This window comes from Amycolatopsis sp. ATCC 39116, from assembly GCF_000231075.2.
In the GTDB taxonomy this organism is placed as follows: Bacteria; Actinomycetota; Actinomycetes; order Mycobacteriales; family Pseudonocardiaceae; genus Amycolatopsis_E; species Amycolatopsis_E tucumanensis.
This window is the reverse complement of record NZ_AFWY03000018.1, coordinates 39078-53240: the sequence shown is the minus strand read 5'-3', so window position 1 is coordinate 53240 and position 14163 is coordinate 39078. Positions and strand designations below refer to the sequence as shown.

Sequence of the window (14163 nt, the reverse complement as noted above, 5' to 3'; positions counted from 1 at the left end):
TGCGCCCCGCTGGACGCTGAGCCCACCGACGCTGGCCGCTCTGGCTGCCCGCGGTCGGTGCTGGGTGCCCCGCGACTGAGCTACCGGGAGCGCGGTCGCCCGCAGGGCGCTGCGGGTGCTGCGCCCGGCTGGACGCTGAACCCACCAGCGTTGGCCGCCCTGCTTGCCGGCGGTGGTTGCTGGGTGCGCCCGCGACCGAGTGGCCGGGAGCGTGGTGTCCCGCGGGGCGCTGCGCCCCTGCTGGATGCTGAGCCCGCGGCGCCACGCCCGCTGGGCGTCGAGCCCGCCAGCGTGACGCCGATGGGCGTCGAGCCCGCTGGCGCTACGCCCCGCCGGGTCGAGTCTGTCGGCGGTACGCCCCCGCTGGATGTCGAGCCCGCCAGCGCGACGCCGATGGGCGTCGAGCCCGCTGGCCTACGCCCCGCCGGGCGTCGAGTCCGTCGGCGGTACGCCCCCGCTGGATGTCGAGCCCGCCAGCGCGACGCCCGATGGCGTCGAGCCCGCCAGCGTGACGCAGATGGGCGTCGAGCCCGCCGACGCTACGCCCGCCGCCGAGTCCACCGGCGCTGGCCGCTCTGCTCAGCCGGCGCTGGGCGCTGCCGGCTGAGCACGCCTCCGTTGAACGGTCCTTTCAACCGGCGCCACCCACCACTGCACCGTTCGGCCGCAAGCAATCCGCCAATTAGCCGCACAACCCAATCACGCGAAAAGCCCCGCACCCCCACGACATTCCCACTCGCCCACCCACCGATGGCCACTTCGTGCCACAAAAACCCGCACCCGCCGCACAAAAACCCCTACCAACGTCGGAACTTCCGGCTAACACTTCTGGCCGGTTCCGACGATCACCTTCTCGGTAACACGGACTTCACATCCCGCGGTTCAGCATCGGATGTGTCGCCGCTCGGGGAGGGATGAGGATGTGCGCCGGACTCGTGTGAGGGCTGCCCGCCGCAAGGCGCGAAGAATCGGCCTGGCCCACAAGACCACGCTCGCCGCGATGGGCGGCGTGCTCGCCGTCATCCCGGCCGGCCTGGCCGGCGGCGGCACCGAGACCTGGACGGCCACCACCCCGGTCGACCAGAACCGCGCGATCGGCCCGATCCAGGGCGCGCCGCCGGAGATCCTGCGCGTCAGCGTCAATGGTGAGCTGCCGAAACCACCGGAACCGGTCCCCGCGGAGGAACTGCCCACCGGCCCCCTCGGCATCCCCGGCACCGCCCTCAAGGCCTACCGCAACGCCGCCGACGTCATGACCCTCGAGCGCCCGGAGTGCCACATCGACTGGGCGTTGATCGCGAGCATCGGCCGCATCGAGTCCAACCACGCGCGCGGCGGGTACGTCGACGCGAACGGCACCACCCGCGAGCCCATCCTCGGCCCGCAGCTGAACGGCGTCGGCCCGGTGGCCGCGATCCCGGACAGCGACGGCGGCCGCTGGGACCGCGACACGGTGTGGGACCGCGCCGTCGGCCCCACCCAGTTCATCCCGACCACCTGGAACTTCTACGGCGCCGATGGCAACCACGACGGCGTCGCCGACCCGAACAACATCTACGACGCCACCCTGGCCACCGCGCGCTACCTGTGCTCCGGCGGTCTGGACCTCGCCGACCCGGCCCAGCTGCGCGCCGCCATCTACCGCTACAACAACTCCGACGCCTACGTCGAAACGGTGATCCGCTGGGCCGAGGCCTACCGCAGCGGTGTCGCGCTGCTGCCGGACAGCGACGTGCCGGTCGGCGCGCCGTCCGCGACAGCCGTCCCGACCCCGCCTCCGGTCACTCCGCCGCCGACGATCCTCGCCGCGCCACCGCCGAGCACCCTCCCGTCGCCGTCCGGGCGCACCGACCTGGGCACCACCACCACGACCACGGGCCGCACCACGACGACGACCACCACCACGACCACGACGACCACGACGACCTCGCCCCCGGAAACCACGCCGACCTGCCAAAGCACCACGCCGCCGAGCCCGACGACGACCACCACGGCGCCGCCCACGTCGGAGACGCTGCCGCCGTGCGCGCCACCCGAGACGGGCGCGGAGACCTCGACCACGGGTTCGACGACCGGGCCGACCCCGTAGGGTGGGCGCATGCCCCGTGTTGCCGCGATCGACTGTGGAACGAACTCCATCCGTCTGCTGGTGGCCGAGCTGACCGAGCGTCACGACGGCACCTTCGACCTGCGTGACCTGCATCGGGAGATGCGGATCGTGCGGCTCGGGCAGGGCGTGGACGCGACCGGACGGCTGGCGCCCGAGGCGCTGGAGCGCACGCGCGCCGCGCTGAAGGACTACACCATCGCCGCGCGGCGCAAGGGCGTGGAGAAGGTCCGCATGGTCGCCACCTCGGCGACGCGCGACGCGAGCAACCGCGACGAGTTCTTCGCGATGACGCGCGAGGTCCTCGGCGTGGAGGCCGAGGTGATCTCCGGCGACGAGGAGGCCCGCCTGTCGTTCATGGGCGCGGTCGGCGAGCAGGACCCGGACGACGGGCCGTTCCTGGTAGTCGACGTCGGCGGCGGCTCGACCGAGCTGGTCCTCGGCGAGTGGGACGGCAAGCGCGCCACGGTCACCGCGGCGAAGTCGGTCGACATCGGCTGCGTGCGGATCACCGAGCGCGCGCTGAAATCGGACCCGCCGACGTCCAACGAGATCGTGGCCGCGCGCGAGTTCGCCACCGGCGTGCTCGCCGAGGCGTTCGACGTCGTGGACGTGTCGAAGGCCCGCACCTGGATCGGCGTCGCGGGCACGGTGACCACGCTGTCCGCGGTGGCCCAGGAGCTGCCCGAGTACGACTCGGAGCGGACGCACCTGTCGCGACTGACCCCGGCCGACATCACCCGCGTGTCGGGGCACCTGCTGGAAGCCGACCACGACGCGCGCGCCGCGAACCCGGTGATCCACCCCGGCCGGGTCGACGTCATCGGCGGCGGCGGGCTGATCGTGCAGATCCTCGCCGAGGAGATCGGGCGCCGCGGCGGGCCGGCCGAACTGGTGGTCAGCGAGCACGACATCCTCGACGGGATCGCGCTCTCGCTCGCCTGAGCCGCGCGGCTCCCGCACCCGACGAAGGTAGGGTTTTCGTACCGGATCGGGCGATCCGGAAGGTAGGTTCCTCCTCACCCTGATGAGGAGGAGTTCCTTGAGACGAACCAGGTTGCTCATCGCGGCGCTCGCGGTCCCGCTGATCGGCGGGGCCGTCGTTCTTCCCAGCGCGAGCGCACAACCCGCCGCGCTGTCCGGGCCCGCCACGGAGTTCACCGTGCTGGCCTCCGGCGAACAGAGCGTCGCCGCCGCCGAGCAGGCCATCCGCGAGGCCGGCGGAACCGTGGTGCGGACCAACACGGCGGTCGGCCTGATCACGGCCACCGCCCCGGCGAACGGCTTCGTGCAACGCGTGTCGGCCGACGACGCGGTCTACGGAGCGGCGAAGGCGACGGCCATCGGCCAGGCCCCCACCGGCAAGGTCGCGCCGAAGCGGTCCGACGTGGAGAAGGAAGGCCGCCAGGCGCCCAAGAGCAGCGGCGCGACGACCGGCGCCACCGGCACCGACCCGCTGGACGACCAGCTGTGGGGCCTCAAGTCGGTGCGCTCGGACATGTCGCGCACCGTGCAGCCGGGCAACAAGCGCGTCAAGGTCGGCGTCATCGACACCGGTGTGGACGGCACGCACCCCGACATCGCCCCCAACTTCGACCGCGGCGCGTCCCGCAACTTCACCCGCGACATCCCGACCGACCCGACCGGCGCGGTCGTGGACGGGCCGTGCGAGTTCCGCGGCTGCGTCGACCCCGCCGACCACGACGACAACGGGCACGGCACCCACGTCGCAGGCACGATCGCCGCGGCCGCGGACGGGTTCGGCATCTCCGGGGTCGCCCCGAACGTGACGCTGGTGAACCTGCGCGCGGGCCAGGACTCCGGATTCTTCTTCCTCCAGCCGGTCGTCGACGCGATCACCTACGCCGGTGACGCGGGTGTCGACGTCGTCAACATGAGCTTCTACGTCGACCCGTGGCTCTACAACTGCGCCTCGAACCCGGCGGACTCGGCCGAGCAGCAGCTGGAGCAGCGCACCGTCACCGAGGCCATGACGCGGGCGATGAACTACGCCTACCGCAAGGGCGTCACCGAGGTCGCGGCGCTGGGCAACCAGCACACCGACCTGGGCGCGCCGCAGCCGGACACGACGAGCCCGGACTACCCGGCGTCGTCGGCCCACCCGCGCACGATCGACAACGCGACCTGCCTGTCGCTGCCGGTCGAGGGCCCGCACACCATCGGGGTCTCCGCGTTCGGCCCGTCCGGCGCGAAGGCGGACTACTCGAACTACGGCCTGGAGCAGATCTCGGTGTCCGCGCCGGGCGGCTTCTTCCGCGACGGGTTCGGCACGGACTGGTACCGCACCAACGAGAACATGATCCTGTCCGCGTACCCGCGCAACGTCGGTGTCGCCGAAGGCACGATCGACGCGGACGGCAACGTGACCCCCGACGGTGCGGCCGCGGGCGTGCAGAAGGCGGTCACGAAGGACGGCCGGGCGGCGTACTACCAGTTCCTGCAGGGCACGTCGATGGCCGCCCCGCACGCGAGCGGCGTGGCGGCGCTGATCGTGTCCGAGTACGGCCGGGCGGGCCGCGGCGGGATCACGATGAGCCCGGACGCGGTGCAGCGGATCATCGAGGGCACGGCGGCGCCGATCGCGTGCCCGGTCCCCGCGACGGTCGACTACCTGGACGAGGGTCGCGATGACTCGTTCACCGCGACCTGCCAGGGCAGCCCGTCGTTCAACGGTTTCTACGGCCACGGAGCGGTGGACGCCTACGCCGCGGTGACCAGGGGAGCCGCATACCTGCGCGGCTGAGGTGGTGGCGGAAGGGCCGCTCCCGCGCCCGCGGGGGCGGCCCTTCACGCGTGTGCCGGGCGGGTGATGAACGCGGCTGCCGGCTTCACCGGCGCTGCCAACGTCCTGCCCTTCTCGCTTGCGTGGCGGCCGCGGCCCTGGTCAGCGATCGGTGTACTTGACCGCCGTAAGGGTGATCACCGTGCCGGGGGTGACCTTGGTGCCCGCGGGCGGGTCCTGTCCGACCTGGACCCAGTTGCTGTCCACGACGAGCATGCGGCCGAGCCCCTTGCCGTCGACCTCGCGCAGGTTGTAGAGACCGGCGGCCTGCATGGTGTCCTGGGCCTGCTGGTGGTTAAGCCCGGACACGTCGGGCACGGTGATCAGCTCGGCCGCGCCGGCCGAGGTCCGCGCCGCGGACTCCGGGGCGCTCACCGGCGCCGGCGAACTGCTCGCGGTCTCCCCGCCCGGTCTCACCGGCGAGGTGCCGCACGCACCGACAACCGCCAGGAGCACGACTGCTCCCGGCACGGTCGCCCACGTCGTCCTGCTGCGCTGCCGCATGTCCGCCCCTCGGGATTGATCAACGTTCACCGGGTGAATGTCGACGTGGCGGGAACGGCCGTTTCAGCAGTTTGAACACCGTTCTCGATCTGTTACCGGCGTGCCGCCCCGCCCTGCCAAGCGGGGCGGCACGCACTATCAGCGGTTGCTGCTCGACCGCACGAACTCGGCCAGGTCCTTCGACTGCTGGACCCGTGACGGCTCGTGCACGTACATCATGTGCCCGGCCGGGTAGTAGGCCGATTCGATGTTGCCGCGCAGGTTCTCCGGGATCTGCAGGTGCGCCAGCACGTGCTCGGCGGCGTAGTAGGGCGTCGCGCCGTCGTAGTAGCCCAGGGCCACGTGCACCTTCAGGTGCGGGTTCGCCCGCATCGCCGCGCTCAGCGCCTCCACCGCCGACACCGCGCGGCCCTCGAACTCCGAGTACGACCAGTTCCGCACCACGTCCATCGACAGGACCTCGTACGGCAGGTCGTTCTCGTAGCCCAGCTCGGACCGGACGTAGTGGTTGAAACCGGCCGAATACGCCCCGATGATCCGCGACACCGACGCGTCGTCGCTCATCAGTTCGCGTCCGCCGTCCGGCTCCCACGTCGTGAAGCGGCCGTCCATCCGGCCCGTGGTCAGCCCGCGCTCCCGCAGCAGCTCGGTGAAGAACCGCACGTGCTCGATCCGCAGGTTGACCCGGTCCACATAGGACTCGTCGAGCCCGGTCAGCGACGCCAGCTTCCGCACCGCCGCGGCCTTCTCCTCCGGCGTCAGCCGCGAACCGCGCGACAGCGCCCACGGCAGCTCGCGCGCGGCGAAGTCCTCGGCCTCGGCCAGCACGTCCGCCAGCTTCCGCTTGCCGTGCTTGCCGTGGTAGTGCGCGATCGCCGCGTACGTCGGCACGAACAGCGGGTACGGCTGGTCGTTGCCCTCGGTGAACCGGATCGTGCCGAAGTCCAGCACGCTCGAGATGAGCATCAGGCCGTTGAGGTAGAACCCGTGCCGCTCCTGCAGGTGCCCGGCCAGCGCCGCCGCCCGCAGCGTGCCGTAGGACTCGCCGGCCAGGTACTTCGGCGACAGCCACCGGCCGTTGCGTGACGTCCACAGCCGGATGATCTCCGCCACCGACTCCACATCGGCGGTGAACCCGTGGTAGTCCTTGACGCTTTCGCCCTTCTTCGGCCGCGAGTAGCCGGTGGACACCGGGTCGATGAACACCAGGTCGCTGTGCGCCAGCAGGGTTTCCGGGTTGTCCAGCACGCGGTACGGCGGCGGCTCGGGCGAGTCGACGTCGCCGGACACCACCCGCCGCGGCCCCAGCACGCCCATGTGCAGCCACACGCTCGCCGAGCCGGGGCCGCCGTTGAAGGCGAACGTCACCGGCCGCGAACCCGGCTCCGCGCCGTCGAGCGTGTAGGAGGTGAGGAACACCTCGGCCTTGGCGGTGTGGCCGTCGAACTTGCCGTCGGTGTGCACTTCCTTGCGCAGCACGACTCGTCCGGTTTGCGCGGTGTACGCGAGTTTGCGCCGCTTGACGGTGAGCGTGTGCTGCGTGGTGACGAGGTCGTCGCTCGGTTCGGGCGCGGCCTCGGTCTTCGTCTCCTCTTCGGGGGTTTCCGGCATGATCGCCAACCTAGCGGAGCACACTGACGATGTGACCCGACGAAAGCCCCGCACCCTCGCCGAACTGGACACGGCGGTCAGCGAGTGCCGCCGCTGCCCGCGTCTCGTCGAGTGGCGCGAGGAGGTCGCCGCGACCAAGCGGGCCGCCTTCGCCGACTGGACGTACTGGGGCCGCCCGGTGCCCGGGTTCGGGCCCGCGGACGCGTCGCTGGCCATCGTCGGGCTCGCCCCGGCCGCGCACGGGGCCAACCGCACCGGCCGCATGTTCACCGGCGACCGCTCGGGCGACTTCCTCTACCGGACGCTTTACGACATCGGGCTGGCGTCGCAGCCGACGTCCACCCACATCGGCGACGGCCTGGAGCTGCGGGGTGTCCGCATCACCGCGCCGGTCAAGTGCGCGCCGCCTGCCAACAAGCCGCTGCCCTCGGAGCGGGACAACTGCCGCCCGTGGCTGGTGCGGGAGTTCGAGCTGTTACTTCCGACACTCCGCGCGGTGGTCGTGCTCGGCGCGTTCGGCTGGCAGGCGCTGCTGCCGGTGCTGGCGCAGACCTGGACGGTGCCGAAACCGGCGCCGAAGTTCGGCCACGGCGCTCACTTCGTCCTGTCCGGGACCCCCGATCTTCACCTTTTTGGGTCATTTCACGTCTCGCAGCAGAACACTTTCACCGGACGCCTCACCCCGGCCATGCTGCGCGACGTGCTGAGCCGTGCGGCGGGCGTGGCCGGGCTCCTCTGAATCGTTTCGCGCAGGTCCGCGACCCTGGTCACAGGTGGGGAGGGTCTACGAGCGCCCAGCCGGTGGGAGTGGGAAGATGTGCCTATGGCCGCAGCGAAGTCGGAACCGACTCGGATCCTCATTCTGGGTGGCGGTTACGTCGGGCTCTACACCGCGTTGGGACTCCAGAAGAAGCTCCGCGCCAACGAAGCCTCCGTGACGATCGTCGACCCTCAGCCGCACATGACCTATCAGCCGTTCCTGCCGGAAGCGGCGGCTGGGGCCATCGAACCGCGCCACGTCGTGGTGCCGCTGCGGCGCGTGCTCAAGCGTTGCCACGTCCTGACGGCGCGGGTCAACAAGATCGAGCACGAGCGCAAGACCGTCACGGTGGAGGCCGCCGACGGGCACATCGAGCAGCTGAACTACGACGTGCTCGTGGTCGCGCTCGGCGCCGTGCCGCGGCTGCTGCCGATCCCCGGTCTGGCCGAAGAGGGCATCGGCATCAAGACCATCGGTGAGGCCATCTACCTGCGCAACCACGTGCTGACCAAGCTCGACGAGGCGGCCAGCACGCTGGACCCCGAGCTGCGCAAGCGCCTGCTCACCTTCACCGTCGTCGGCGGCGGGTTCGCGGGTATCGAGGCGCTGGCCGAGCTCGAGGACATGACCCGGTTCGCGACGCGGTACTACGAGAACATCCAGCCGGAGGACATCCGCTGGGTGCTCGTCGAGGCCGCGGGCCGGATCCTGCCCGAGGTCCGCGAGACGCTCGGCGTGTGGACGGTCGAGCAGCTGGAGAAGCGCGGCATCGAGGTCTACCTGTCGACCGCGGCGAAGTCGTTCGAGAACGGCCGGGTGGTCCTCTCGGACGGCACCGAGTTCGACAGCGACACGATCATCTGGACCGCCGGTGTGAAGGCCAACCCGGTGCTGGCCAACTCGGACCTGCCGATCGACAAGCGCGGCCGGGTCGAGGCGACCGCCGCGCTGCAGGTCGTCGGCCACCCGGACGTCTGGACCGCGGGCGACAACGCCGCGGTGCCGGACCTGTCGCGCACCGAGAGCGACCCGACGGCCACCTGCCCGCCGAACGCGCAGCACGCGGTCCGGCAGGCGCGGCACCTGGCGAAGAACATCATCAAGACGCTGCGCGGCGGCCAGCCGGTGGACTACTTCCACAAGAACCTGGGCGCGGTGGCCGGCCTCGGCCTGCACAAGGGCGTCGCGGACGCGCTGAACCTGAAGATCAAGGGCTTCCCGGCCTGGCTCTTCCACCGCGGCTACCACCTCAAGGCGATGCCCACGTTCAACCGCAAGGTGCGCATCCTGCTGGACTGGATGCTGGGCGGCCTGTTCCGGCGTGAGGTCGTGTCGCTGGGGCAGATCAACAACCCGAAGGAAGAGTTCACGCGGGCTTCGAAGTCCTGACCTGCGCTGGGGCTGCGGGGGCCGTTCGCCTAGGCTGACGGTGCCCCCGTAGCCCAACCGGCAGAGGCAGTCGACTTAAAATCGATTCAGTGCGGGTTCGAACCCCGTCGGGGGCACTGGATCGCAGGTCAGGGCGTTGGGGCTGAGGATCGTGAGATCAGCAGCTTCAGCCGGCTGAGCGCGTGGTGAGTGGCTCCAACGCTGGGGGCCCAAGTTCGTAAAGATCGCACCTCACGAAACCACCCAAGGCGCGCAAGCGATCAGCAGCGCTCGGGCGACGTCGATGTGACGGGTGCGTTCGAGGCGAGCCACCCGGGCCTGCCCGCCAGCGGAGATGCCTGGGACGACCGCTTTGTGTGGCCGACGCCGACGGCGTGGACGAGATCGACTGGCAGCCCGTGCTCCAGGCGGGCACGCGCGTGCTCGGTCTCGACTGCCAGGGGCGGTGGGTGCTCGGTGACGGGTGGGGGCGCGTCCAGCCGTTGGACTGGCTCGTGCCCCTGCTGCCGATGCTCGAGCTCCACTACGCCGAGGTCGAACGCGCGACCGCCGGGGTGCCTGCTGACCCGCCATGGGAGGAACTGCTGCGTCTCGCGCTGACCAGTGGCAGCGACTACTGGTCCGCCCGTGCCCTGGACTGGCTCGAAGGCGGCCATCCGGTCTCCGCGTTGCTGGGCGTCCTCGACGAGGTCAGCAGAACCGGCGCGACGCAGCGGATACGGCACCGCGCACGGCGACTCTGGAAGGACGCGAACCAGGGCCTGGAGTCCTCTTCGGCCGAATGAGCACCGTGCTGCGGGGTCATCACTGTGCTTGACCCACAACCTTGCTGTCCGCCCGGCGGGCGCAGCGCCTGTGGAGGCAATAAGATCGTCTGGCGTCGATGTCGATGTGGCCGAGCGCGGGGTGCGTTTCCGGCAACCGCTGACTGTTGCCGGAGGTAAACCGTGCTCCGCCGGATCGGGCTGCTTGTGCTGGCGGCTCTCCTGTTCATCCCCGGGGTCGCGTCCGCCGAGGAGGAGTTGCGTCCCGACCTCGGCATGGCGCCGCTCAGCGACGTGAAGGTCACCACGAGCCCGGCAGGCCAGCAGCAGCTCCGTTTCTCGGCGACGATCGTGAACGTGGGGCGGGGGCCGTTCGAGGTCGAGGCGTCCCGCGTGTCCGTGGACGCGCCGTTCCGGGTCGTGCAGCGGGTCTCGCGGGCGGATGGCTCGCGGGCGGACGTGGGCGTTCCGGCCGGGCTCGTGTACGGCGGCGACGGGCACGACCACTGGCACATCCGCGACCTCGAGACCTACCAGCTCGTGCGGCTGGACGGCGGCGTGGTGAGCGTGGCCGCGAAGGCCGGTTTCTGCTTCTACGACACGAACTCCTACCGGCGCTCCCTGCCCGGTGCCGCGCGGTCCAAAGTGTACTCGGAAAGCGGTTGCGGCGACCGCGGTTCGCTCACGGTGACGATGGGGCTGTCCGTCGGGTGGGCGGACCGGTATGTGTCGACGCTGCCGGACCAGTTCGTGGACATCACCGGCCTCCCCGACGGCCACTACCGGCTCATCGCCACGGCCGACGCGCAGGGGCACTTCACCGAGGCGGACCGCACCAACAACGCGACGTGGGTGGACCTCTCGCTGACCAGCCGGAAGGGCCGGCCGTCGGTGCGCGTCCTCGCGCACGGCCCGGCCGCCTGAACGGCTCCGGTCTCAGACGCCGAACCGCCCGCGGGCTTCGGCCGCCTCGTCGCCGGCCAACCAGCTGATCGCGAATTCCCGTCCGTAGCAGTCGAAGGTGCCGGAGGACAGTTCGGCCACGGCGTCCTCGGTGTACATCCAGCCGCCGTCGGTGTGGAGCCATTCGCCGTCGGTGAGCACCTCGGCGAACCAGTCGAGCCTCTCGACGCCCGCCGACCAGGTGCGGCGCCACCAAGGCCCGCGCGCCTCGTACCAGACCTGCGTGAGCAACAGCAGGTAGCCCGCGGTCCGGCCGTCGGAGTCGAGCAACCGCGCGACGCGGTCGCGGTAGGGATCCAACCGATGGTCGACGACAGCCGGCGAGTTGGCAATGTGGGTCCGCAGTCGCACCCGACCAGTATGCGGTGGGGGAGGACGTTTTCCGGCCTGGTTTTCGGACGTTGGCTTTCCGGTACCGGCGCCACCTCCGTGGGAGCGGCCGACGACGGCCACTCGAACGACGGGCTGGTCGACTTCCTCGAGCGGGGCGGTCACGTGGTTCGGCGACTCCACGCCAGCGCGGCGTGCAATTCGGTGAGGGCGGTGCGTACTTCGGCCTCCGAACGGAGAGATCGGGGGTGGTGCGGTCGGATGAAGCCGATGTCCGTTTCCACGGGTGGGCCTGTGCTCGTGATGATCCAGATCGTCCACGCCTCAGCCACGGGTTGGGCCACCACGTATCGGCGGAGTTCGAACCCCACCACGTCGCGCCACGGCTTCGTGCACGTCCGCGTCAGCGTGCAGTACCGGACGCCCTCCGCGCCCACGTGCACGCCGACCCGGCTCAACCGGAAACCCAGCACGCTCCAGCCGGCGAAGAAGACCATCGCCGCTACCGCGCCGGGCACCGACCCGACCTCACTGCCGCCGAAGAGGAGGACGCCGCCGACCAGCGTTGTCAACCCCAGTCCGATCCACACGAACACCCCGTAGACGACCCTCCAGGGGTGCGGGCAAACCCGCCGCCAGCCCGTCATCTCCGGATTGACAACCCGGCGCCGGCCGTTGTCGAGTTTCAGCCGTCTGCTGACAGTACCTCGCGCAGTTTCTCCAGCACCGCTGGGTCCTCGATGGTCGACGGCACCGCCTCGTCGCGGCCTTCGGCTATTGCTCGCATCGACTTGCGCAGGATCTTGCCCGATCGCGTCTTCGGCAGCGCGTCCACGACCGTCACCGACCGGAACGCCGCCACCGCGCCGATGTCCCGGCGCACCGCGGCCACCAGCTCCTCCTCCAGGCCCTCCGCGGACGCGCCCGCCTTGAGCACGACGAAACCCCGCGGCAGCTGGCCCTTCAACGAATCCGCCACCCCGACCACGGCGCACTCCGCCACCGCGGGATGCGCCGCCAGCACGGCTTCCATCGCGCCCGTCGACAACCGGTGTCCTGCCACGTTGATCACGTCGTCGGTCCGGCCCATCACGAACAGGTAGCCGTCCTGGTCGACGAAACCACCGTCGCCGGTCAGGTAGTACCCGGGATACCGCGACAGGTACGACGACACGTACCGCGAGTCGTCGTTCCACAAGCCCAGCAGCGTGCCCGGCGGCAGCGGCAACCGGACGCACACCGCGCCCTCCGCGCCGCGCGGCAGCTCCTCGCCGGACTCCGCCAGGATCCGCACGTCGTAACCGGGCATCGGCACGCTCGGCGAGCCCGGCTTCAACGGCAATGGCTCCAGCCCGCGCGGGTTGGCCGCGATCGCCCACCCCGTCTCGGTCTGCCACCAGTGGTCCACCACCGGCACCCCGAGCCGCGCCGTCGCCCAGTGGTACGTCTCGGGATCCAGCCGCTCGCCCGCCAGGAACAACGTCCGCAGCGTCGGCATGTCCCGCAGCAACTCACCCGACGGATCCACCTTCTTGATCGCCCGCACCGCCGTCGGCGCGGTGAACAGCGCCTTCACCCCGTACGACGAGACCACCCGCCAGAACGCGCCGGCGTCGGGCGTGCCGACCGGTTTTCCTTCGTACAGCACGGTCGTCGCGCCCACCAGCAGCGGTCCGTAGACGATGTAGGAGTGCCCGACGACCCACCCGACGTCGGACGCGGTCCACCACACGTCGCCCGGCCCGATGTCGTAGATGTTCGCCATCGACCAGGCCAGCGCGACCGCGTGCCCGCCGTTGTCCCGCACCACGCCCTTCGGCTTGCCCGTCGTGCCGGACGTGTACAGCACGTACAACGGATCCGTCGCGGCAACCTCCACACAGGACACTGGCGAAGCGTTCGCCACCAGACCGGCCCAGTCGTGCTCGCCCGGTCGCAGCGCAGCCTGCACCTGTTCCCGCTGGAAGACCACCACCTGGGGCGACTCGCCGGACAGCGCGATCGCCTCGTCGACGATCGGCTTGTACTCGATCACCCGCGTCGGCTCGATGCCGCACGAACCGCACACCACCACCTTCGGCCGCGCGTCGGCGATCCGCACGGCCAGCTCCTTCGGCGCGAACCCGCCGAACACCACCGAGTGCACCGCACCCAGCCGCGCGCACGCCAGCATCGCGATCACCGCCTGCGGGATCATCGGCAGGTACAGCACCACCCGGTCGCCGCGCTCGACGCCCAGCCCGCGCAGCGCTCCGGCGAACCGGGAGACCTCGTCCAGCAACTCGGCGTAGGTGTAGCCGGCCGACGAACCGGTGACCGGCGAGTCGTAGATCAGGGCGACGCGGTCACCGTGCCCGGCGGCGACGTGCCGGTCCAGCGCGTTGTAGCAGGTGTTCAGCCTGCCGCCGGGGAACCACCGGTACCAGGGCGGGCGCTCGGCGTCCAGCGCGCGATCGGGCTGCCGCGTCCAGCTGATCGCCGATGCGGCGGAGGTCCAGAAACCCTCCGGATCACGCAGACTTTCCTCGTAGACGCCGGCGTACCCGCCCATGCCCCGTCCTCTCAGTCCAGTTCGGACAACTCTTCGTCGGTCAGCAACCGCGACCGGATCAGGAACCGCACACCCTCCGGGGCCTCCAGCGAAAACCCGCTGCCCCGGCCGGGAACCACGTCGATCGTCAGGTGCGTGTGCCGCCAGTACTCGAACTGCGCGGCCGACATCCACACCGGGATCGGGGCCGGCACCCCGGCGACCGCGAGATCGCCGAGGTGCACGTCGGATCCGCCGGTGCGGAACTCCCCGGCCGGGTAGCACATCGGCGCGCTGCCGTCACAGCACCCACCGGACTGGTGGAACATCAGCGGACCGTGCTGTCCGGTCAGCCGTCGCAGCAGGTCCGCGGCGGCGTCGGTGAGATCCACCCGGCTCATG

Annotated in this window: 13 protein-coding genes and 1 tRNA gene; 8 read left to right on the top strand and 6 right to left on the bottom strand. The window is 70.9% G+C overall.

Translation table 11 applies throughout. The features are described 5' to 3' along the window. Nucleotides 1-937: 937 nt before the first annotated feature. The 3 genes from AMY39116_RS0319870 to AMY39116_RS0319860 all read left to right on the top strand — a co-directional run bounded on the left by AMY39116_RS0319870 (nt 938) and on the right by AMY39116_RS0319860 (nt 4871). Nucleotides 938-2089, top strand: a complete 1152-nt coding sequence (locus AMY39116_RS0319870) for a lytic transglycosylase domain-containing protein (RefSeq protein WP_020419391.1) — start codon at nt 938-940, stop codon at nt 2087-2089. 9 nt (nt 2090-2098) lie between these two features. Beyond that, on the top strand, nt 2099-3052 hold the full coding sequence (locus AMY39116_RS0319865; RefSeq protein WP_027936071.1) for a Ppx/GppA phosphatase family protein: 954 nt from the start codon (nt 2099-2101) through the stop codon (nt 3050-3052). Nucleotides 3053-3164: 112 nt separating this feature from the next. After that, complete coding sequence (locus tag AMY39116_RS0319860) at nt 3165-4871, top strand: S8 family serine peptidase (RefSeq protein WP_020419389.1); 1707 nt, start codon at nt 3165-3167, stop codon at nt 4869-4871. A 141-nt stretch (nt 4872-5012) separates the two neighbouring features. Here AMY39116_RS0319860 and AMY39116_RS0319855 read toward each other — a convergent pair whose 3' ends face one another. Together AMY39116_RS0319855 and AMY39116_RS0319850 are read right to left on the bottom strand one after the other, a co-directional pair. Next, entirely contained in the window at nt 5013-5366 is a 354-nt protein-coding gene (locus AMY39116_RS0319855) for a PASTA domain-containing protein (protein WP_020419388.1), read from the bottom strand. 186 nt (nt 5367-5552) lie between these two features. Beyond that, on the bottom strand, nt 5553-7025 hold the full coding sequence (locus tag AMY39116_RS0319850; RefSeq protein ID WP_020419387.1) for a S10 family peptidase: 1473 nt from the start codon (nt 7023-7025) through the stop codon (nt 5553-5555). Between AMY39116_RS0319850 and AMY39116_RS0319845 the strand changes: the two genes are divergently transcribed. From AMY39116_RS0319845 to AMY39116_RS0319825, 5 genes are all read left to right on the top strand, one after another. Then, complete coding sequence (locus AMY39116_RS0319845; protein ID WP_020419386.1) at nt 7024-7764, top strand: uracil-DNA glycosylase; 741 nt, start codon at nt 7024-7026, stop codon at nt 7762-7764. The genes AMY39116_RS0319850 and AMY39116_RS0319845 overlap by 2 nt on opposite strands. 84 nt (nt 7765-7848) lie before the next feature. Continuing rightward, complete coding sequence (locus AMY39116_RS0319840; protein WP_020419385.1) at nt 7849-9174, top strand: NAD(P)/FAD-dependent oxidoreductase; 1326 nt, start codon at nt 7849-7851, stop codon at nt 9172-9174. 42 nt (nt 9175-9216) lie between these two features. Beyond that, nucleotides 9217-9290: transfer RNA gene (locus AMY39116_RS0319835), tRNA-Leu, on the top strand. 258 nt (nt 9291-9548) lie between these two features. Next, a complete protein-coding gene (locus tag AMY39116_RS0319830) occupies nt 9549-9959 on the top strand; it encodes a hypothetical protein (protein ID WP_157358624.1) in 411 nt (136 codons plus the stop codon). Nucleotides 9960-10121: 162 nt separating this feature from the next. Next, nucleotides 10122-10862, top strand: coding sequence for a lysyl oxidase family protein (locus tag AMY39116_RS0319825; RefSeq protein ID WP_020419383.1), 741 nt, complete (start codon nt 10122-10124; stop codon nt 10860-10862). A 12-nt stretch (nt 10863-10874) separates the two neighbouring features. On the opposite strand, the gene AMY39116_RS0319820 is transcribed toward AMY39116_RS0319825, so the two are convergent. The 4 genes from AMY39116_RS0319820 to AMY39116_RS0319805 form a co-directional block, all read right to left on the bottom strand. Beyond that, entirely contained in the window at nt 10875-11252 is a 378-nt protein-coding gene (locus AMY39116_RS0319820; RefSeq protein WP_157358623.1) for a hypothetical protein, read from the bottom strand. Between the two features lie 140 nt (nt 11253-11392). After that, complete coding sequence (locus AMY39116_RS0319815; protein ID WP_020419381.1) at nt 11393-11878, bottom strand: hypothetical protein; 486 nt, start codon at nt 11876-11878, stop codon at nt 11393-11395. Nucleotides 11879-11916: 38 nt separating this feature from the next. Next, complete coding sequence (locus tag AMY39116_RS0319810; protein ID WP_020419380.1) at nt 11917-13782, bottom strand: propionyl-CoA synthetase; 1866 nt, start codon at nt 13780-13782, stop codon at nt 11917-11919. Nucleotides 13783-13793: 11 nt separating this feature from the next. Continuing rightward, a complete protein-coding gene (locus tag AMY39116_RS0319805) occupies nt 13794-14162 on the bottom strand; it encodes a DUF779 domain-containing protein (RefSeq protein WP_027936068.1) in 369 nt (122 codons plus the stop codon). Nucleotide 14163 lies beyond the last annotated feature (1 nt).